Raw genomic sequence first — 20,134 nt, 5'->3', positions numbered from 1 at the left:
GTCAATCCTTTCCTTGCAGAGCCAGGTCTGCAGAGTCGTCCAGGGCGGCAGTGTCGGCAGAGACCGCGGCATCATCGGACAGCCGTCCATCGGGCAGCAGCAACGCTGCAATGAAACCCAGGATGTAGACGCCGGCCAAGGCAAGGAAAACGGGAGAAAAGACGCCGTGGTAAATCGCTGCGATCTCAGCCTGCAAGGCGGGGTCTGCGGCGTGGACCAAGGCAGGTGTCAGGGTGTGGGAATCGAGCCCGGTTGGCAAGAGCGATGCGACGCCGAACCCCACCACGCCGCCGACCACGGCTGATCCTACGGTGGATCCGATCTGCCCGCTGAGTCCCGCGGTTGCGGTTGCGGCGCCAAGTTCACTGCGTGGTGCAGCACCTTGCACGATCGCAATGGCGAGGCTCATGAAAGCTCCCGTGCCAAGGCCCACGAACGCCATGATCAGCGCCGGCACCCACAGCGGCGCACCCCCCGGGAGCAGGGACATGGCTCCGAGCCCGAGTGCTCCCATCACCGTTCCTATGATGGGAAAAACGCGGTAGCGGCCCGTTCGCGACGCAAGCCAGCCAGTCACCAGATTGCCCACCAACATACCCAGCACTGTGGCGATGGGTACCAGCCCTGAGATGGTGGCACTGACGCCATAGGCCATCTGGAAATACGTTGGCAGGTACGCCGTGGCTGAGATAAGCCCGGCACCCATGACTGCTGAGAGTCCCACGCCTGCGCTGAAGGTGCGGTTGCGGAACAAATGAACCGGGATGATGGGGTTCTGTTGACCACGCTCGACGACGACAAGCACACCTAGCGCTGCTGCGCCGGCTCCAAGGGCGATCCATGCTGCGGAGTTCCCGGAGCTGAACCACGCAACTGCCAGCACCACCGCCACAAGGACAGCGGTGAGCAGTACTGCCCCAACGACGTCGAACCGTTTTTTGCCCGCCGGTTCGATGTGCGGAACGGCAATGACTGCCAGGAGAAGTGCGGCAAGCCCCACCGGGACGTTGATCCAAAACACCCAGGGCCACCCCCAGTGGTCCGTGATCAGACCGCCGAGGAGCGGCCCGATCAGAATTGCCACCGGGAAAGCTGCGCCGATCAGTGAGAGGTACGCAGGACGCTGCCTTGGAGTGGTGACCTCGGCAACGATCGTCTGCGACATCAGCTGAAGACCCGCGGCGCTCATGCCCTGGAGGACCCGGGCGACGACGAGTTGGGTCATGTCATGCGCGAGACCACACACGAAGGAAGCTGCAACGAAGCCGATGAGCGCAATGAGGAAGACCATCCGCGGTCCGACCCGATCGCCCAGCCCTCCGAGTACCGGGAGCAGGACAGTACTGGCGAGCGTGTAGCCCACTACCACCCAGCTCATGTGCTGGAGAGCTCCGAGTTCGCCGGCGACAGTGGCCAAGGACGTCGAAACGATGGTGTGATCAAGGGCTCCAAGGAATGACACCGCCAGGAGCGCTGCCATGAGGAGCCGGAGCCGGGTGGGAGAGATCCGGACTGTGTTGCTGCTGCGGTTGCGGACTTCGGTCACGGCGTCCCGTCGATCTCGGCCTCCAGGCTGTGCAGAAGCGCATGCTGCCGGCGGACCTGCTCAATGGATCGGTAAGGGAGCCGATCGCCTTCATATTCGCTGGACAGGTAACCGGACCATTCGTTCTCCTTCAGGGCCTGAAGGATCTCGCGCCACGGAATCTGGCCGTCAACCAGGTCATCATTGATGTCGAAGAATTTGGCCTGAATGAACGACACGTAGGGGAGAACATCCACCAGGTCTGACATGGGAACGGCAAGGGGTTTACGCCAGCCTTCTTCCTGGGCTTCTTCGCTAAGGCCGTCATGCTTGGCGGTGGTGATCGCCCTTTGGAAGATGCCGGTGTCGATCAGCAGGCGGAAGTTCTTCGAGCCGGTTCGCTCGATGAACGCGATGTACTCGTCCACCACCGGGTGCTTGATGGGCGTGGGCGCATGGATTTCCGGGCAAATGATGAGATCCAGCTCGGCCGCGAGATCGAGGTTGCGCTCAATCACTTCCTCCCAGATCGGGTGGGGGCGCAGATCCATGGACACTACACCGATCTTGGGGCGGATTGAGGTGAATCCAAGACGATGGGCAAGCCGAAGATCGCGAGCCAGCATCACAGCACCCTCATCAGCGGTGAGGTCGCGGTCACGCCACATGCTCGAGTCGATCCACGACCCGTAGTTGGTGGGCTCCAGCTGGTATTTTTCGAGCAGCCCGAACCATTGGTCAATCCACGCGGTGGACGGTTCCGGATAGTTGGGCACGTGACCTTCACCCAGGATCTCAATCCCGGTGGCGCCGATGTCAGCTATTTGTGCCATGGCGTCTTCGAGGATGAGGACGGTGTTGATGTCACCGGTGTAGCTGTAGAGGGAGACGCCGTACTTGAGGTTGCTCATGCGAGGACCGTGACCTTTCGCTGGGACGTGAAAATTGACGGTTGGAATTCAGCCGGAATGTAGGGTGCGTGCAGCGCAATATCAACGCGAACATCGTGGACACCTACGGCCAGGCCGCCTGGGAGCGGCACCATGACGGTGGCCACTTCATCGAGCTGCCAGCGGACATCGGTGGATTGGCGCAGTTCCTGGATGCTGAAAGTGCGTCCCTGGAGTGTCCAGCGCGGTACTTCCCGGCTCCATTCCTGACCATCAACGGTGACAGCCACGCCGTCGATGAGGCTTCCCCAGACGCCCCGGTAGTTGGGCATGCGCAGGGCTATCTCGAAGCCGACAGTATCGGTTCCCTCCTGGACGTTGCGAAAGCCCCGGCTTTGGATCAGTTCTCGTTCGAGGACCATGTTTTCCTCACTTCTCTGTGGACGTGTAGTTGATTGATTCGGCGATGTGGCGTGCACCGGCGACGGCCAGGGCCACCCCGGTCAACGTGGGGTTGCAGGCTGTAGGGGTGGGGATGACACCGTTCCCGGCAACGAACAACCCGCTGACGCCCCACACTTGTCCGGTGGGGTCGCACACAGCGGTGCCGTCATTGGATGTCCCCATCCGCAGGGTGCCTTGGTAGTGCAGTGAGGCGCCGGCAGGGAAAGTGAGCGGTTCATCGCCCAATGGCTCGCCCAAGGACCGGGCAGCGGCAACCACGGATTGGCGTGCTGCAGAGAGTGTCTGCTCGTCACGTTCGGTGAAGGTGTAGTGGATATTCATGGCCGGCAACCCGTAGGCGTCCGTGGTGTCTTCGGAGAAGACAACGCGGTCCGAGGCTTGAAGGTCCTTGGCGCAGAACCATCCCAAGCCCACGATCGAACCGGGGATGACATCCCCTGAGATGGGCACCGGCGACGCGTCAAGTTGCATGACCTGCCCATGAAAAGGCTGCTCATCGGTGAAGGGCACCCAGCTGACACCGCTTTGGGCGGTGATGGTGGTGTCGCTTGATGAAGCAACGGGAACATCATCCACGACGCCGGTCAACCGGACAGCATGGACAATTTGAGGCTGGTCGTTCAGGTACCGGCCGAGTGCTTCGGGGCGGATACCGGAGGCGAACAGCAGCTGCGGACCGCGGAGGGCATCGGCGGCAACTACGACGTACTTCGCCGCAATTTCGTGCTCGTCTCCGGTCTTGTCGTCGCGCACCCGCACACCGCTGACCTCGTCTCCGTCGGTCAGTACCCGCACAACCACGCTTTCGTCGAACAGGCGGGCACGGGGGTTGTTCCGCGTCTCGTCACCGAACACCACATCAGCTCCAGACCAGATCAAGCGGCCGTCCTCAGTGCGGCGGACCGCCAACGGCATGGGCTGAACACGACGGTCAGGTGCGCGTCCGTCGTCGAGAGCCGCTGACAGACGCGAGCGGACGAGGTCGGCCAGGGGAGCGCCGGCCAGGGCCTCCGAGCTGACCGAGAGGAGGCGTTCGGCCTCGCTCAGAAGCTCGTCCATGTTGGGAAGGAACGCAATACGTTCGCTTCCGCCAGGACGCGGGCAGGCGCCGGTCCAGTGGGCCGCCATCCCGCCAACATTGCTGGAGAATGCAAGACCCGGCAGTCCAGCCTCGCCGGGCTGCTGCCAACCGTCATCAAGCAGGAAGGTGCCGGGCCGCACCGGGCGGGCGACGTCGCGTGCGTACTCTGCGAGGTTCCCGCCAGTTGGCAGGGCGCTCACTTTTCCCTCGGAACGGCGCTGGGCACCTTCGCGATCCTGAACACTTGCGATGTTCTTCACGTGGGATCCGGGCGGATCACTGATGGTGGGTCCGGCCTCAAAGATGGCAATGCTCGCCTGGGGGCTGAGCTCCGAAAGTATCCGTGCGTAAGTGGCGCCGGCAGGGCCACTGCCGATGATTGCGACGTCGACGCCGGCCGGATAAGGGCGCGCTGAAGGTACTGCTGTGGTGGTCATGCTGTTCTCCGGGAATCTGTAGAAGGGAGGGCTTCACGCCCTGGTGGTTTGCTCAGCGGGCAGCTGTGGACAGTGCGGGTTGAGCGTCAAGAAAAAGTCGTCGTTCCCGGCGCCGCTCGGCCTGACGAGCCGGGTTGGCGATAGGGGAGGCCAGAAGGAGGGCCTTTGTGTAGGCATGGTGCGGATTGGCAATAACCTGCTCCGTGATGCCGGTTTCCACAATTTCTCCCCGTCGCATCACCGCCACGCGCTCGCTGATATGCCGCACCACATCAAGATCGTGAGTGACAAACAGGAGCGAAACCCCGGTCTGTTCTTGTATGTCGGAGAAAAGTTGAAGAACCCGTGCCTGGGTAGAGAGGTCCAATGCACTGACGGGCTCATCACACACAATGAGCTTGGGATTCCGGCACAAAGAACGGGCGATTGCGATGCGTTGCCTCTGGCCACCGGAGAACTCGCGCGGGTAGCGGGTGCTGGCGTTGGCGGGCAGATTCACAACATCCAGGAGTTCCCGGACCCGTCGTTGAGCATCAACCTTGGACGTTCCGGAAACCTGCATCGGCTCGGACAAAATGTCGCTGATGGTCATGGACGGATTCAGGGAGGTATAAGGATCTTGAAAAACCACCTGGATGTCGCTGCTCAGTGCCCGGCGTTCCTTCTTGTTGAGCTTGGTGATTGACCTGGCGTCGAAATGGATGTCGCCGCCGGTCACGGGCGCGAGCCCGAGCACTGCACGGCCGATGGTTGACTTACCGGATCCGGACTCGCCTACGAGTCCCAGGGTTTCCCCGGGTTTGATGTCCAGGCTCACGCCTTGCAACGCCCGGAATGTCCGTTTTCTGCCGAACCCGCCAACCCTGTAGTCGACCGTCAGGTCGGTGATCCGCAGGAGGGGGTCAGCTTCGGGCAGCGTCTGGCTGAGGGAAGTCATCGTGCACCTTCTGTCTCGGTGGTCTTCTCAGAAACGACGGCGTGTTCACCCTGCGGTTTCGAGGTTGAATCGAGGGCAGAGTCCAAGAGGAGGCGTGTGTACTCTTCCCGCGGGTTGGTGAACAGCTCAGTCACCTCAGCTACCTCCACAATTTCTCCGTTGCGCATCACGGCCACTTGGTCGCACAGATCCGCTACGACGCCGAAGTTATGGGTCACCAGGACCACTCCCATGCCGCGTTCTGCCTGAAGGCTGCGAATCAGGTCCAGCACGTCGGCCTGCACAGTAACGTCCAGGGCGGTGGTGGGCTCGTCGGCAATGAGCAGTTCCGGATTGCAGGAAACGGCTCCGGCAATGAGCACGCGCTGCGCCATGCCGCCTGAGACTTGATGCGGGTAGGACTTGAAGACCCGCTCCGGATCAGGAATGCCCACGCGGGCTAGCAGTTTGATGGCTTCATCTTTTGCAGCCTTCGCTGAGATTCCCAAATGGTGTTGCATTGGCTCGGTGAGTTGGGACCCGATGCGGAAGGCGGGATCGAGGTTGCTCATGGGCTCCTGGGGGATGTACCCGATCCGGGCGCCACGCAGGCGATTGCGCTCCTTTGGAGTCATCCCCAGCAGATCCGCTCCTGCGAAACTCAACGTCCCCGCAGTCATTTCGGCTTGACCGGGCAAGAGTCCCAGGACCGAGAAGGCAGTTTGTGATTTACCGGAGCCTGATTCTCCCACCAGGCCAAGGATCTGGCCGCGCTTCACCTTCAAGGAAACGCCTTTGACGACGTCGGACTTCTCACCGTTGGGGCGGGGGTAGGAAACCCGGAGATCGTCGATGACCAGGAGTGCGTCGCCAGGATCCACAGGCGCTTTCTTCACTGGCCGTACAGGTTCAGGAGTTGTAGTGGCCTGCTTTGCTGCTTTTACTCTTTTGGCGGGGCCTGCAGAAGATCCGTAGTTCGCCAAAGCGTCGCGGAAGCCGTTTCCTACCAAGGTGCAGGCCATGACCGTCAACACCAGGGCAACGCTTGGCCAGAGGAGCAGCCAGGGAGCGTTGAAGATGTTCTGCGATGCGTCGTTGAGCATCAGGCCCCAACTGGCTTTGTCAGAGGAGCCAAGGCCGAGGAAGGCGATGCCTGCTTCGATTCCTATGCCGGCGCCTGCCAACAATGCCGCCTGAATGATGGTGGGCGTGATGACTACGGGAAGGATGTGGCGAACCATGATGCGGATATCGCCCAAGCCGGAGACCCTGGCTGCGTCCACGTACAACTCTTCCCGCACGGCCCGGACCGAGCCGCGGATGAGCAGGAACACCGAGGGGGCGATCAATATGCCGAAGACCACCAGTGCAAGTGAGGTGCTGCGTCCTACACGGGCCAGCACTACAAGGAGCACAACGATTGCCGGCAGCGAGAGGAGCGCGCCACTGATCCACATGCTGACACCGTCGATCCATCCTTGGCGGTAACCTGCCAGGAGCCCGGTGGGTACTCCGATCAGCAGGCTCACGGCGATGACGATCGCGGCACTTGAGAGGCTGGTCTGGGCGCCGTAAACGAGGTTTGCCAGCACGTCGCGGCCCACACCGTCAGCGCCTAGTGGGTGCTCAGGGGTGAATGGAGGTGCAAGGACATCGGCGAGGCGCGTGGCGGTGGGATCGTAGGAGGAGATCAACGGTGCGAGGACCGCCACCAGCCCGAGCAAGGCGAGGAACACCAGGGAAATCACTGCTGCGGGTTCACGAAGAAACTTCTTGATCAGTTTGTCGCCTTGTGGCGCGGAGCTAACCACTTCAAGGGACTTGCGGGTGCCGGTGACAAGGTTATCGGTCATGAGACACGAACTTTCGGATTGATCCAGCCTTGTGCCAGATCGACGAGGAGATTGACGACGACGACGAGCACCACGGTGACCAGGACAATCCCGAGCACAACGGGCAGGTCGCCACGGCCGGCTGAGTTGTTGGCCTGGGTGCCAATACCGGGGATATTGAAAACTTTCTCAATGATCACCGAACTGGAGATGGCCACAATGAACATCAGGGATACCGTGGTGAGGCTCGGCCCGGCGGCGCTGCGCAAGGCATGCTTCACCACAACGCTGCGCTCGGGGAGGCCCCGGCTGCGCAGTGTTCGAACAAAGTCCTGCTGCATCACATCGATCATTGACCCCCGGACCTGCAGGGCGATGGAAGCCAAAGAACCCAACGCCAGCGCAACTACGGGGAGCGTGATGGAGGCGAGCCATTTGCCGGGAGAATCGCTGAAAGAAGTGAACCCGGTAGCCGGGAGCATGCGGAGTTGGACAGCGAATACCAAAGCCAGGACCAGTGCCACCAGGAAGCCGGGAATTGCCTGCACCAGGGTGGACGCCACTTGCAGACCGCGATCGAGTCGTCCCCGGCGCAAGGCGGCGGTGACCCCGATCAAAGTTCCGAAACAGGCAGCGAGGATCAGTGACCCGATCACCATGGACAGGGTGGGAGGCAGTGTTTGGGAGAGTAGTTCTCCTACTGGCTGGTTAGTGAACCAGGACCGACCCAAGTCTCCGCGGACGGCTGATCCGAGCCACTGGAAGTATTGGGTGATCAACGGTTCATCCAGGCCCAGCTGCTGGCGCTTGGCCTCCACCTGTTCCACCGAAGCCACCGGCCCCAAAACCTGACGGACAGGGTCTTGCCCTGTGAGGTTCAGGAGGAAAAACGTCGCAGTGGAAATAACGAACATGAGCACCAGTCCTGAGGCCAGGCGGCGAAGGATAAACATCAGCACGGCAGCTCCTTGGGCTTCGGGAAGATGAGGGATGGGTAGGGGAGGCCGGCCCTGGATGGGGCCGGCCGCCCACCTGCTACTTTTTCGAGGGAGTCAGGCCCCAAAGCGGCGGCAGGGTGGAATAGCGCTGCGGTGTAACCGTGATTTCGGCGGTGCTGGCAAAGACGTTGTCAGACTGGATGTAGGGCGCAAACCAGGCCTGGTCCACCAGGTAAGTGTTCAGTTGACGGAACGTTTCGGTCTGGGCCTCACCGGTTTCGCCTTGGGCTTTGTTGATCAGATCAACCACGGTGGGATCCGAGACGCGGAACGGGTTCCAGAGAGATTCGGGAGTGAGCGCGATCTGGGCGAAATCCCACGGACGCGGGCTGTTGAGCCCGAAAATCGCTGCGGGATACTTTCCTGCCAATAGATCCGAGATGAAGGTCTGGCCGTTCACTGGCTGGTACTGCGGCGTGATGCCGATAGCCGTCAACGCTTCAGTTACAGCCGCTTGCTGGTCCGGATAGACGGGTGATACATCCGGCATGGGCAAGGTGAAGCCGTTTGCGTAACCGGCGTCGGCGAGAAGCTTCTTGGCGGCGTCCACATCGAAGGGGTACTTCTTGTCCAGCTCAGGAATGAAGGCGTCACTTGTGGAACTGAAGACTTGGCTGGTGGCCTTACCTTTACCGCCGAAGACCTGCGCCTGGATGGCGTCGCGGTCCAAGGCCATGTTGATTGCCTGGCGGACCTTGGCCTCGGCGAGCGCAGGAACCAGGGAACCCTTGCGGTCGAACAAGTACAAGCCGCTGGTGGTGTAAGCAGGGCTGGTTTGGATGTTCAGGCCTGCGGATTTAAGGCTGTTTGCATCTTTGTCGGTTACCACTGCGAAGTCGGCTTCGCCAGCCCGCAGTGCGTTGAGGATTGCATTGTTGTCGTTGAAGACCGTGACTTCGATGGTGTCGAACTGGAAGTCTTTGGCGTTCCAGTAGTCAGCGTTTCGCGTGTAGATGTACTTGATGCCGGTCTGGGACTTTGCTGCGTCCAGGATATATGGGCCGGAACCTACGGGGGTGGTGTCCAGCTCCGGGGTTCCCAAGGCTTTGGGGCTGGCAAGGACACCGGCGGTTCCGCCCAGGTTCGGCACGAGCGATGGGTCAGGAGCGGAGAGCGTGACCGTGAGGTTGGTGGCGTCGGTGACGGTGACCTCCTGGATGAAGCGCAGTTGCCCACCGGCTTCACCGGTGCCCTTGCGGGCGGAATCAAGATTGGCCTTCACCGCGGCGGCATCCAGCGGCGTACCGTCGGTGAATTTGACGCCTTCCCTGATAGTGAGGGAGAGCCTGGTCCGGGCGTCATCGTAAGACCACTTGGTCACGATGTTCTCGGCCGGTTCTCCTTCATTGGTGTTCCGGAAGAGGGAGTCGTAGACGGGCTGAAGGAACTGGGTGGTGGGGCCGGTGCCGAAGTTGCCCGGCGAGAAGGACTCGGGCGGCGCAATGGCTGCAATGTCCAACTCAGTGGGGGCGGTGGAACCACCAGCGGAAGAGCCGGTGCAGGCAGTAAGCGCCATGACGGCTGTGACGGCGGCAATGCCGACTAATTTGCGCATGTTTCTCCTAGACAAGGCGTCGAAAGCTCAGCTTCGAGTGATCCGACTGTTCTCCGGCGACAACGCTACGGAGATCGATAGGTATTGCGGTGAGTGGTGGCTGAAATGCCGTGGAAAGGCGCCTTGCTTCACAGGGAATCCCGCAGATTCCTTGTATGCGTTACGGGCGCAGGGCCAACGGATGCAGAGGGTGTGCTCCATGTGGTCTCCCTCGCCGTCGAGGTTTATGTTGCTGGTTGAGCGCTTTGTGGCGCCTGTTACAACGATAATCCGGCGACCGGAAGAAGTCAACAACTTCTTCCGGTCTTCGGAATATTAGGCGGAAAGTCCTTCGATGCTTTCACCCATTTGACTCAGGGGTTGCGTCAGCCGCTCCAGGAGCCCGGGCAGGTTGTCTTTGGAGAAGAGCTCGCCAAGAACAAGCTGGGCAGCCCCTACGACGCCGCCTACCTGCTCGTCAATGGCAGATAACTCCACGAGCAGGTCCGGAGCGCCCGTGGAGGGCAGCCGTTCAAGGACGGCTTGCTGTATGGGCTTGAGCACTATGTCCTTGGCCCGGGCAATGCCACCGCCAACCACCAGCATGTGAGGAGCGAAGAAACTGACCAGGGTTGCCAGGCTGCTTCCAAGAAGTGCCGCTGTTCGGTTGAGTAGCTCCCTCGCGGAGGCATCTTCGTGCTCAGCGGCCAGGGTCACGTCATAGGCGCGAACGCGTCCAGTGTCCTTAAGGACTTGCGCGAGGTAGGGGCTGCGTCCCGTTTCGGCCAGCATTAGGCCATCCCGCTCAATCGCCCATCCACTGGTGACTGCTTCAAGGCAGCCCGTGCGTCCGCACCTGCAGGCGACCACTCCGGCCTCGGGAACGGCCACATGGCCTATTGAGCCTGCCAGGCCATGGGAGCCCCGGTAGAGCCTGCCGTCGGTGATGAGGGCAGCTCCAACTCCGGCGCCGGCCCCGAAATAGAGCAGGTGCTTTGCCTTGGCAGCCCGCGGATTGCTCTCTATTTCAGCTAGCGCCAGAAGATTGACTCGATTGTCCACCCATGCCGGAACCGGCCAGCGCGCCGCGAACTCTTCCCGTACGGGGTAGTCCTCCCAGCCCGGCATGACCGGTACGCCAACGGGAGTGCCGGTATCGAAATTGACCGGACCGGAGAGTCCCACGCCGATCCCCAGCAGGTTGTTGCCGCTTTGCTCCCTGATGACGTCGTCGATGATCGCATTGACCTGGCTCAGGATCCGCGCGGGCCCTTCGCTGATCTCGCATAGCTCCCGGTGGCGGATGCCCAGCAGGGCGCCGGCAAGATCGGAAGCGCTGATCACCATTTCGTTGGAGGCGATGTCCACTCCTATGACGTACCCGGCCTGGGCGTTGAGGGACAACAGCTTGGCGGTCCGCCCGCCCGTGGAGGGAGCGCGGCCGGGGGAGTGGATAAGCCCGATCTGTTCGAGTTCTGCAACTCGCTCGGCAACAACACTGCGCCCGAGCCCAACCTGATCGGTCAGGCTTGCCTGCGTAATGCCGTCCTGCCAACGGATTGTCTCCAGCACTGATGCCAGTCCGGTGTACCGCTCTATGGCCATTGATTTTCCCTCCAAGCGCCTTCAGCACCTTGACGCAACCCGCGGCGACAGCCCGACCACCCTTGTCGTAAATGGCCGGGCGGTCAGGGTGCTTTTTGGGTCACCATCCGCAACTTTAGCTTGCGCTGAACATGACTAAGTGTATAACTTTTTCCGGTAAGCGGATAAACTATATGAAACCCATCACATAAGGAGGCCGCATGCGGCGATCTGTCAGGACCACAGACCACGGCGTCCAGTACCGGGACTTGAACGGAAACGGAGTGCTGGATCCGTATGAAGATCCCCGGCTGGATGCAGCCACGCGCGCCAAGGATCTCCTGACCCGCCTATCGGTCGAAGAAAAAGTCGGGCTCCTCTTCAACACGGTGATGGTCGTCGGTGAGGTCGCGGATCACGACGCATCGAGTCCTTTCGGGCCGGAGTCTCCGCGTGACTTTGTGGTGGGCAGGTCCATAAACCATTTCAACGTTGGCCAATTCCCTTCCGCCCAGCACATGGCGCGTTGGCAGAATGCCATGCAGGAGCTCGCAGAGCTCACACCACACGGGATCCCCATTACTTTTGCCACCGATCCCCGCCATGGCTTTGCACAAAATGACGGTATGGCCTTTGCCGCGGGCTCGTTTTCGCAGTGGCCCGAACCTATGGGCTTTGCCGCACTCGGCGATTCTGATGTCATAAGCGACTTCGCGGAGACGGCCAGGCAGGAGTATGTGGCCATAGGGCTTCGTGCCGCTCTCCACCCACAGATTGACCTGGCATCTGAACCGCGCTGGGCACGCCAACTTCAGAGCTTCAGTTCAAACTCCGCGGTGGCCTCGGAGTACGGTGCGCTGCTCATAGCAGGTCTCCAGGGCGGGAAGCTGTCATCCTCGAGCGTTGCCTGTACGGCTAAGCACTTCCCGGGAGGCGGGGCGCAAGAAGACGGGGAGGATCCCCACTTCCCGCAAGGCAAAGCTCAGGTTTACCCAGGGGGCAACTTCGAAGAGCACCTGGCACCGTTCCGTACTGCGATCGCCGCCGGCACGAGCGCGATCATGCCCTACTACTCATTGGCGAAAGACCTTGTCATAGATGGCGTGGAAGTCGAGGAGGTGGGCTTCTCGTACAACAAGTACCTGATCACGTCACTTCTTCGAGAACAGCTCGGCTTCGAGGGTGTTGTCCTGAGCGACTGGCAGCTTGTCACTGACCTTGAGGTCTTTGGTCTGCCCTTTCCCGCCAAGGCGTGGGGTGTTGAGCACCTCAGCCCTCTGGACCGGGTGCAGAAACTTTTCGACGCCGGCGTGGACCAGCTTGGTGGCGAATCCTGCACGGAGTTGGTACTTGAGCTGCTGGCCAGCGGCAGGTTGTCCCCGGAGAGAGTGGATGCATCGGCGCTGAGAATCCTCCGGGTTAAATTCGAGCTGGGGCTCTTCGACAACCCTTACGTTGACGCGGATGCCGTCATGGAGGTGGTGGGATCTGAGCAGTCCCGCGCGGCCGGACACCGCGCCCAGGCAGAATCCATCACCATCCTCAAGAACGAAGGGCTGCTGCCCCTGGCGCCCGGTACCCGCATATATGTAGAAGGTGTGGACCCGGCCTCTGTTGACGATCGCGTGCTCCTCGTTTCGGAGATGGCGGAGGCTGATGTGGCGCTGGTGCGGCTGGCTGCGCCCTTCGAACCCCGCAACGAGTACTTCCTGGACGCCATGACGCATCAGGGCAGCCTCGACTTCCCTGACGAAGAGATCGCGCGGGTACGAGCGATTGCAGCGGAACTCCCTGTGATCTTGGACGTCTACCTCGAACGGGCAGCAATTCTGACCCCCTTCGACACCGTTGCAACTGCCATCACCGCCAACTTTGGAGCATCCGAAGCTGCACTGCTGGATGCCCTGACTGCAACGATTCCTCCGAAGGGCAGATTGCCGATCGAACTGCCTCGCTCCATGGCTGCCGTCGAAGCCTCACATCCTGATGTCCCCAACGACACTGAAGATCCGCTCTACCCCTATGGTGCCGGCCTCAGCCTGTCATCAACTTCCCGGAGCGAGTCCGGGATGCTCACGTGAACCGGATGAACGGCGAACACCAATCGAGCGAGGTTCTCTGGAGTGAGTTCGTTGATCCCCCGGATTCGGCGCGGCCGCGTGTGTGGTGGCACTGGATGGACGGCAACGTGGATCTCGAAGGCATTCGCGCCGACCTTCGTTGGCTCCATTCGGTGGGCGTCCGAGGGGTACAGGCCTTCGACGGGGCGCTGGGTAATCCGCTGGTGGTGGAGGAGGCTGTGATTCCCGGCAGTGAGCAGTGGCGCGAAGCTGTTGCCGTTGCGGTGGCGACAGCGCACGACCTCGGCTTGGACTTCACTGTTGCCACTTCTGCGGGGTGGAGCGCCTCCGGAGCCCCCTGGGTTGAAAAGGCTGACGCCATGCGCAAGCTGGTGTGGTCGCAGACTGTCGTCCATGGCGGCCAATTAACCCAGCTTAACAAGCTCCCGGACATCGCAGGGCCGTATCAGGACATCCCCAAGTGGGGAGTCGAACCGCATGAAGGCTCGGGCGATGCTAAAGACCTCTTCGCGTTGGCCATCCCGTTCAACAGCGCCCACGATGCTTTGGAGCCCACATTCGTCCGCACGTCCGACTCGCCTACTGAAGCGGTCACCGCCAACCGTGCCACCGCCGTCGACGGTTTCCGCTTGACCCGTGACCCAAACAACCCCTCCATGGCCTGGATTGAACAGTCCTTTGTCACTCCTGTGACCGTGCGTTCGTGCGTCATCGAGCTCCCCGGCCCTCACGGTTTCGGTGCGGCGCCGCCCGCAACGGCCAGCCTTGAGGTCCAGGACGACGACGGCGGTTACGTCACCGTCTGCACGCTGCCCGCGACACAATGCCCCTCACGGAGCATGTCCTTCCCGCCGGTCAGCGCGACGCACTTCCGGTTGCGGCTCGAAGCCGAGGGGATATCGACCGTTCTGGCAGCGTTCGAGAAAGGGGTGGTGCCCCCACCGGTATTTCGGCCACTCAGCGAGTTCACCGTCAAAAGATTCGCCCTCTACGAAGCCAGCATGCCTTCCCACCGGGAGGCGAAGAGTGGTTGCTCCACCGCACTGGACTACGACGCCCTTGATACAGACCCCCGTGCAGCATTCGCTGCAGTGCCGCTCGCCAGCATCCTTGACGTCAGCAGTCAGCTTTCACAGGGCCGGCTCACCAGCCCGCTTCCCGAGGGCAAGTGGAGAGTCGTTCGCTTCGGCTCCTCGCTCACGGGCCAGACCAATGGCCCGGCGCTCGCGGAAGCCACGGGACTCGAAGTGGACAAACTCGATAGTGAGCGAGTTCGGCGTTACATTAAAACCCATCTGGCGCAGTTCGAGGACACACCGATTGACGGGCTGCTCAGCGACAGCATAGAGGCCGGACTCCAGAACATCACGGATCACCTCGACGCCGGCTTCCTCCGGCTTCGTGGCTACGACGTGATCCCCTGGATGCTCACCACGGCCGGGTTCCTGGTGGAGGACGCCTACTCCAGCGACCTCTTCCTCGCCGATTTCCGGCGGACGATCGCTGAAGTCTTCTCTGAGTCGTACTACGGAACTTTGTCCGAGGAAGCACATCAGCGTGGCGCGATCTACTACGCGGAAGCGCTGGAAGACCGCAGGCCGCAGCTCGGCGACGATCTGGCCATGCGCTCCCACGCAGATGTCCCCATGGGGGCCATGTGGACCTTCAGTTCTGAAGCCGGCCCCGCGCCCACCTATGTTGCCGACCTCAAAGGCGCATCATCGGTGGCACATGTCTACGAACGTAGCCACACCGGCTCTGAAGCCTTTACCTCAGGACGAAACCCTTGGAGTGATTCGCCGAAGTCCTTGAAGCATGTGGCTGACCTCCAACTGGCCCTCGGTGTGAACCGTTTCTGCATCCATACTTCCCCGCACCAGCCCACCCAGGTATCACCACCGGGAATCGCCCTGGCGCCCTCGCTCGGCCAATCCTTTACCCGCAACGAAACCTGGGCGTCCGCTGCCAAGCCTTGGGTGGACTATTTGGCCCGGTGCTCGCATCTTCTTTCTCTTGGTCGGCCAGCGGTGGATATCGCCTACTTCATCGGCGAGGAAGCCCCCGTTACGGCGCTTTTCGGTAACGCATTCAATGACGACGTTCCAGTTGACTACGACTACGACTACATCGGCCCGGACGCACTGAGCAACGTATTGAATGTTAAGGCGGGCGAACTGCAGGCGGGCGCCTCCCGCTACAGACTTCTTTACCTCGGCGGTGCCAGCAACAGGATGAGTACAGGCGCCCTCCAAGCGATCCTGCGATTGGTGAAACAGGGTGCAACGGTGGTGGGCGAACGTCCAACGGCCAAGCGCTCACTGGCTGACGAGGACACCGAGTACAAGCGTTTGTGTCACCTCATTTGGGACAGCCCGAACAGTGGCAAGGTTTTCGCCACTGCAGATCTGGCTTCCGTGCTTCGGGAGCATTTCCTTCCTCGTGTGATCGTAGAAGACCCCCGGGTACGGCGGATCGCTCGATGGGTGGACGGCGATCAGCCACTGATTTTCATCGCCAACCCTGTCAACGAAGAGCTGCACACCACCCTGAGGCTGCAGGATACGGGTGGCACATTCGTTGCGTGGGACCCGGTGACACTCAGACAAGATGCCCTCATCCGATCCGGGGATGGAGACGGCTTCGATGTGCGCCTACCCCCTTATGGTTCGCTCTTCATTCTCAGAGGCGAAGCGGATCCACATCCCGAAAACGAATGGATTACAGAGGCCTCTGGTGAGTGGACGCTCACCATCCCCGGCTCCAATCCGGTGCCGCTGGCCCAGGCCAGTTATTGGACCGACCCTGGACTCGGGGCCGAGCACTTCTCCGGAACGGCTACGTATCTGGTGGAGTTCCAGCTCGATGGCCCCGAACTCCCGCACGCTGTCCAGTTCTCCGATATTGCTGATGTAGCGCGCCTCGAAATCAACGGAGAAGAGTCAGGAATTCTCTGGACTGCTCCGTACAGAGTGTCCACCAACGCGCTGAGGCCCGGAACAAACCGGATCGAAATCAATGTCACTAATCCGTGGCGCAACCGGCTGATTGCAGAAGCCCGCAGCAACACCGGGACGCTATACCCACCTATGACGACAGTGTTCAACGATGAAGCCGAAATCCTGACGGCAGGTCTACTGGGGCCACTGAACTTGGTCTACAACCACCGCCCGTAATCTCCACTAGTGAAAAGACTGGACGTATGACATACCAAACAACGCAGCACGCTGTGAGCCTGGAGGGCCAGCGCCGGGCCGACCTCGGCGATGGAACGTACCTGAACCCGGCGTTCGCAGGGGACCACCCGGACCCGGCCATCCTGCGCGACGGCGATGACTACTACGTGACCTTCTCCTCGTTTGAGTCCACACCCGGACTGATCATCTGGCACTCACGAGACCTACTGAACTGGCAACCGCTGGGACCGGCCCTTTCCACGCCCATCGGCTGTGTGTTCGCTGTAGACATGTGCAAAGTGGACGGCCGGTACTTCATCTACATACCGATCATTCCCACCGCCATCTCCCCGGACCCAACTGCGCCTGTGCTGACCTATGTCATTCATGCCGAGAACATGGCGGGACCTTGGAGCGAACCGATCAACCTGGGCATCGAAGGGCACATCGATCCGGGGCACGTGGTGGGGGAGGACGGCAACCGCTACCTGTTCCTCAGCGGAGTCAGCCGTGTCCGGCTCACCGACGACGGACTGGCTATCAACGGGCCCGTGGAGCACGTCTACGATGGCTGGCGCTACCCCGACGACTGGGTGGTTGAAGCCTACGCGCTGGAGGGGCCCAAACTGACCCGCCGAGGCGAATGGTTCTACCTCACGACGGCGGTGGGCGGCACCTCCGGTCCGCCCACCGGGCATATGGTCGCCGTCGCCCGCTCCCGCTCCATTGACGGCCCGTGGGAGGACTGCCCCCGCAATCCGATCATCAGGACATGGGATGCGGATGAACCGTGGTGGAGCAAGGGACATGCCACCCTGTTCGAGGGCCCCAACGGCCAATGGTGGAGCATCTATCACGGCTACGAAAAAGGGTTTGCCACCCTCGGCCGGCAGACACTCTTGGAACCCATCACATGGGACAAGGAGGGATGGCCAAGGGCAGGCGGGGGAGACCTGTCATTGCCATTGGCCGCACCCTTGCCCGCCGTGTCACAGGGCGCCGATAAGAGCCATGGCTCGCCGCTTTCCGATGATTTTTCCGCCGGGCGCTTTGGAGCCCAGTGGTCGTTTCACGCCCCGTCCAAGGATGAGTATCTTCGGGCATCCTTGGACGATGGTTTGGTCCTGCAAGCCCGCGGATCAGGACCCTCTGACAGCTCGGCTTTAACGTGCATCGTTGGCGATCGGCGCTATGAGATCACGGTTGAGATGGACGTCAGTGACGGTGCCCAAGGTGGCATGCTGCTGTATTACAGCGATCGGCTGTTCTGCGGCATGGGTCACGACGGCAGCAGCATGACCAGCTACCGTGCAGGCAGGGCCATTCCATATTGGCGTGAGCCTGCGCCTGCGGCCAGAACGTTGCACCTGCGAATTGTCAACGACAACCACATAGTCACCCAGTACTACAGCCTGAACGGAACCGACTGGACCAGGCACGGACTGCGGTTCAACGTGGAGGGGTACAACACCAATACCGCCGACGAACTCCTCAGCCTGCGCCCGGCACTGTTCGCATCCGGGGCGGGGGAAGTACGGTTCAGGAACTTCACGTACCGTGCGTTAGCCTATTTCCCCTAAAACAGCGGCCAAGGCACCGCTGGCATCCCGCCGCTCGGAGCGGGGAACCGCCCTGCCGAGAGCAAGCGGGCACAGCGCGTGGCAAGCGATGCGATTTCTTCGGCGCTGAGTAAGTCGGCCAAGTCCCGGCCGAGCCCACCGCGCAGTCCGTCGGCGACGCGATCGATGCCGTCGCGTTCCTCAGCGGTAAGGGGGTCTCCCAGCCATCCCCACAGCACCGTACGCAGCTTGTGGTCGTGGTGAAAGGTGAGCCCATGGTCCACGCCGTGGCGGTGTCCGTCAGTCATGGCGAGGATGTGGTCGCCTTTACGGTCGGCGTTGTTTACGATCATGTCGAACACCGCCATGCGTCGGAGTGCTGGTGTGTCTTCGTGAACCAGCGCGACCGTCCGTCCGTTCTCGTCTTGACCTTCGAGAACGTGTTTCCAGCCTGCGTCGGGCACCTTGTCTGTTGCAAACAGGTTCACGGCGCGTTGGGACGGGTCTTGCTCTTGCCACAGCTGCACCATTCCGGTGCCGAAAGGGCCATCGCGCAGCCACGTGCGTGGAACGATGTCCCAGCCGGAGACCTGCGACACCAAGTAAGCGGCCACCTCACGGTGGGCAAGGGTGCCGTGCGGAAAGTCCCACAGCGGACTTTCGCCGGCTATCGGCTTATAGACGACTTCGACGTCGCCGATGCTGCCCAGGAATGTAGCGTTGGAGGCCGTGGTGATGCGCCCGGTGAGGGTCAGATCGGCGGTCACCAGGTCCGGCGTCGGCATCAGACCTCAGGAAGGGTGCAGATGTGCCCGTCGGCGTCTATGGGATAACCGCAGTTCGAACACGTCGGACGCCCGGCTCCCACGATCTCACGGGTTCGCTTGGCGAATGCACGCGCGGTGCCCACCGGCATTCGCACCAGCAGCATCTCGCTGGCGTCGTCTCCGTCAGCCGATTCGTCGTCGTCATCCTCATCGACATCATTGATGGGGTACGCCTCAACCACCACCTGGGCGGTGGTTGGGTCCCAACCTAAGCTCATGGCGCCGGCGCGAAATTGCTCCTGAACGGCTTCCAGCGGGTCGTTGTCGACAAGCTCTATGGGAGTACCTGTGGGAACGCTGAAGGGGTTGCCCTCGGCGGTGATCAGTTGGTCGAGAATATCGTCGATCTTCTCCGCGAGCAGGGCCGACTGCTGCTTCTCCAAGGCAATACTCACGATCTGCTTACCTGCGCGCACCTGCAGGTAGAACGTTCGTGCCCCCGGGAGGCCAATGGTGCCAACTACCACCCGATCAGGCCAGGCAAACTCGTGAACACGTGTAGGCATGTCAGTATTTTAGGCACATATGGTTCATGGCGCGGTCTGCCCTGCACCGCCGCCGACCGGCGCATCGCCCGATTGGATGCCGTTCGACAGCCATGACAGGTCACCCGCATCGGTGTTGGTAGCGTAAACGCTCGGCCGGCTGGGGCCGTAGCGCACGATCGACAGGGATGCAGGGCCCACGTTAATACGCTGGAACAGGTCAAGGTGCATGCCCAGCGCGTCGGCGAGGATGGCTTTGATGATGTCACCGTGGCTGACGGCCGCCCACACCGCCCCGGGCCCATGCTCGGCTTCGAAAGCTGCATCGTGGCGTCGGATCGCTGCCACGGACCTGGCCTGCATCGCTGCCATGGATTCACCGCCGGGAAACACGACGGCGGACGGTTGCGATTGCACTGCCGGCCACAAGTCCTCGGAGGTAAGATCAGTGAGCGTACGGCCCTGCCACAGGCCGTAGTCGCATTCGGTGAGATCCATATCGATGGGAGCGTACGGCGCGCCAGCCTGACGATCAAGGATGAACTGGGTTGTCTGCCGGCAACGCTCAAGAGGGCTCGACACCACCCCGACTAACGGCACGGCTGCGAGCCGGTCTGCCATCAGAGCGGCCTGTTCCCGCCCGATCTGGTCGAGGCTGACACCGTCGGCCCGACCGGCCAGCAGTCCAGTGGCATTTGCTGTGGTGCGGCCGTGCCGCACGAGAATAACTGTGGCCATCCACCCAGC

The 20,134-nt window shown here is 61.5% G+C and carries 15 protein-coding genes; 3 read left to right on the top strand and 12 right to left on the bottom strand.

Annotation, left to right across the window (positions count from 1 at the left end):
• Position 1 precedes the first annotated feature (1 nt).
• The 9 genes from ACIQTW_RS12075 to ACIQTW_RS12035 all read right to left on the bottom strand — a co-directional run bounded on the left by ACIQTW_RS12075 (position 2) and on the right by ACIQTW_RS12035 (position 11,283).
• Positions 2 to 1,480, bottom strand: coding sequence for an MFS transporter (locus ACIQTW_RS12075; protein WP_402937564.1), 1,479 nt, complete (start codon positions 1,478 to 1,480; stop codon positions 2 to 4).
• Positions 1,481 to 1,542: 62 nt separating this feature from the next.
• The gene (locus ACIQTW_RS12070) at positions 1,543 to 2,436 is read right to left on the bottom strand and encodes a sugar phosphate isomerase/epimerase family protein (protein WP_402937086.1); all 894 of its coding nucleotides are present in this window, start codon (positions 2,434 to 2,436) and stop codon (positions 1,543 to 1,545) included.
• Positions 2,433 to 2,837 (bottom strand): DUF6379 domain-containing protein, encoded by a 405-nt coding sequence (locus tag ACIQTW_RS12065; protein WP_402937084.1) that lies wholly within the window; start codon positions 2,835 to 2,837, stop codon positions 2,433 to 2,435. Before ACIQTW_RS12065 ends, ACIQTW_RS12070 begins: the two co-directional genes overlap by 4 nt.
• Positions 2,838 to 2,844: 7 nt before the next feature.
• Positions 2,845 to 4,398 (bottom strand): GMC oxidoreductase, encoded by a 1,554-nt coding sequence (locus ACIQTW_RS12060; RefSeq protein ID WP_402937082.1) that lies wholly within the window; start codon positions 4,396 to 4,398, stop codon positions 2,845 to 2,847.
• A 52-nt stretch (positions 4,399 to 4,450) separates the two neighbouring features.
• Entirely contained in the window at positions 4,451 to 5,335 is an 885-nt protein-coding gene (locus tag ACIQTW_RS12055) for an ATP-binding cassette domain-containing protein (protein ID WP_402937080.1), read from the bottom strand.
• On the bottom strand, positions 5,332 to 7,167 hold the full coding sequence (locus ACIQTW_RS12050; RefSeq protein WP_402937078.1) for a dipeptide/oligopeptide/nickel ABC transporter permease/ATP-binding protein: 1,836 nt from the start codon (positions 7,165 to 7,167) through the stop codon (positions 5,332 to 5,334). Before ACIQTW_RS12050 ends, ACIQTW_RS12055 begins: the two co-directional genes overlap by 4 nt.
• Complete coding sequence (locus ACIQTW_RS12045) at positions 7,164 to 8,099, bottom strand: ABC transporter permease (protein ID WP_402937561.1); 936 nt, start codon at positions 8,097 to 8,099, stop codon at positions 7,164 to 7,166. The genes ACIQTW_RS12050 and ACIQTW_RS12045 overlap by 4 nt, the downstream gene beginning before the upstream one ends.
• Before the next feature lie 82 nt (positions 8,100 to 8,181).
• On the bottom strand, positions 8,182 to 9,699 hold the full coding sequence (locus ACIQTW_RS12040) for an ABC transporter substrate-binding protein (RefSeq protein ID WP_402937076.1): 1,518 nt from the start codon (positions 9,697 to 9,699) through the stop codon (positions 8,182 to 8,184).
• 315 nt (positions 9,700 to 10,014) lie between these two features.
• Positions 10,015 to 11,283 carry an ROK family transcriptional regulator gene (locus ACIQTW_RS12035; protein WP_402937074.1) on the bottom strand — a complete coding sequence of 423 codons (1,269 nt, stop codon included), beginning with the start codon at positions 11,281 to 11,283 and terminating at the stop codon, positions 10,015 to 10,017.
• A 200-nt stretch (positions 11,284 to 11,483) separates the two neighbouring features.
• Between ACIQTW_RS12035 and ACIQTW_RS12030 the strand changes: the two genes are divergently transcribed.
• Genes ACIQTW_RS12030 through ACIQTW_RS12020 form a run of 3 tightly spaced genes read left to right on the top strand, consistent with a single transcriptional unit; the run spans position 11,484 to position 18,096 of the window.
• A complete protein-coding gene (locus ACIQTW_RS12030; protein ID WP_402937072.1) occupies positions 11,484 to 13,343 on the top strand; it encodes a glycoside hydrolase family 3 protein in 1,860 nt (619 codons plus the stop codon).
• A gap of 5 nt (positions 13,344 to 13,348) precedes the next feature.
• Positions 13,349 to 16,516, top strand: a complete 3,168-nt coding sequence (locus ACIQTW_RS12025) for a glycosyl hydrolase (protein ID WP_402937558.1) — start codon at positions 13,349 to 13,351, stop codon at positions 16,514 to 16,516.
• Positions 16,517 to 16,542: 26 nt separating this feature from the next.
• Positions 16,543 to 18,096 (top strand): family 43 glycosylhydrolase, encoded by a 1,554-nt coding sequence (locus ACIQTW_RS12020; RefSeq protein WP_402937070.1) that lies wholly within the window; start codon positions 16,543 to 16,545, stop codon positions 18,094 to 18,096.
• Here ACIQTW_RS12020 and ACIQTW_RS12015 read toward each other — a convergent pair.
• From ACIQTW_RS12015 to ACIQTW_RS12005, 3 genes are read right to left on the bottom strand one after another with little or no spacing between them, the layout of a single operon-like run.
• A complete protein-coding gene (locus ACIQTW_RS12015; protein WP_402937069.1) occupies positions 18,093 to 18,860 on the bottom strand; it encodes an SCO1664 family protein in 768 nt (255 codons plus the stop codon). The genes ACIQTW_RS12020 and ACIQTW_RS12015 overlap by 4 nt on opposite strands.
• Positions 18,860 to 19,408, bottom strand: coding sequence for a DUF3090 domain-containing protein (locus tag ACIQTW_RS12010; protein WP_402937067.1), 549 nt, complete (start codon positions 19,406 to 19,408; stop codon positions 18,860 to 18,862). Before ACIQTW_RS12010 ends, ACIQTW_RS12015 begins: the two co-directional genes overlap by 1 nt.
• Positions 19,409 to 19,432: 24 nt before the next feature.
• Complete coding sequence (locus ACIQTW_RS12005) at positions 19,433 to 20,125, bottom strand: histidine phosphatase family protein (RefSeq protein ID WP_402937065.1); 693 nt, start codon at positions 20,123 to 20,125, stop codon at positions 19,433 to 19,435.
• Positions 20,126 to 20,134: the final 9 nt, after the last annotated feature.

Source organism: Paenarthrobacter sp. NPDC090517 (genome assembly GCF_044769165.1).
Taxonomy (GTDB): Bacteria; Actinomycetota; Actinomycetes; order Actinomycetales; family Micrococcaceae; genus Arthrobacter.
Note: the sequence above shows the minus strand (reverse complement) of the source record. Positions and strands in the feature narration are given on the sequence as shown.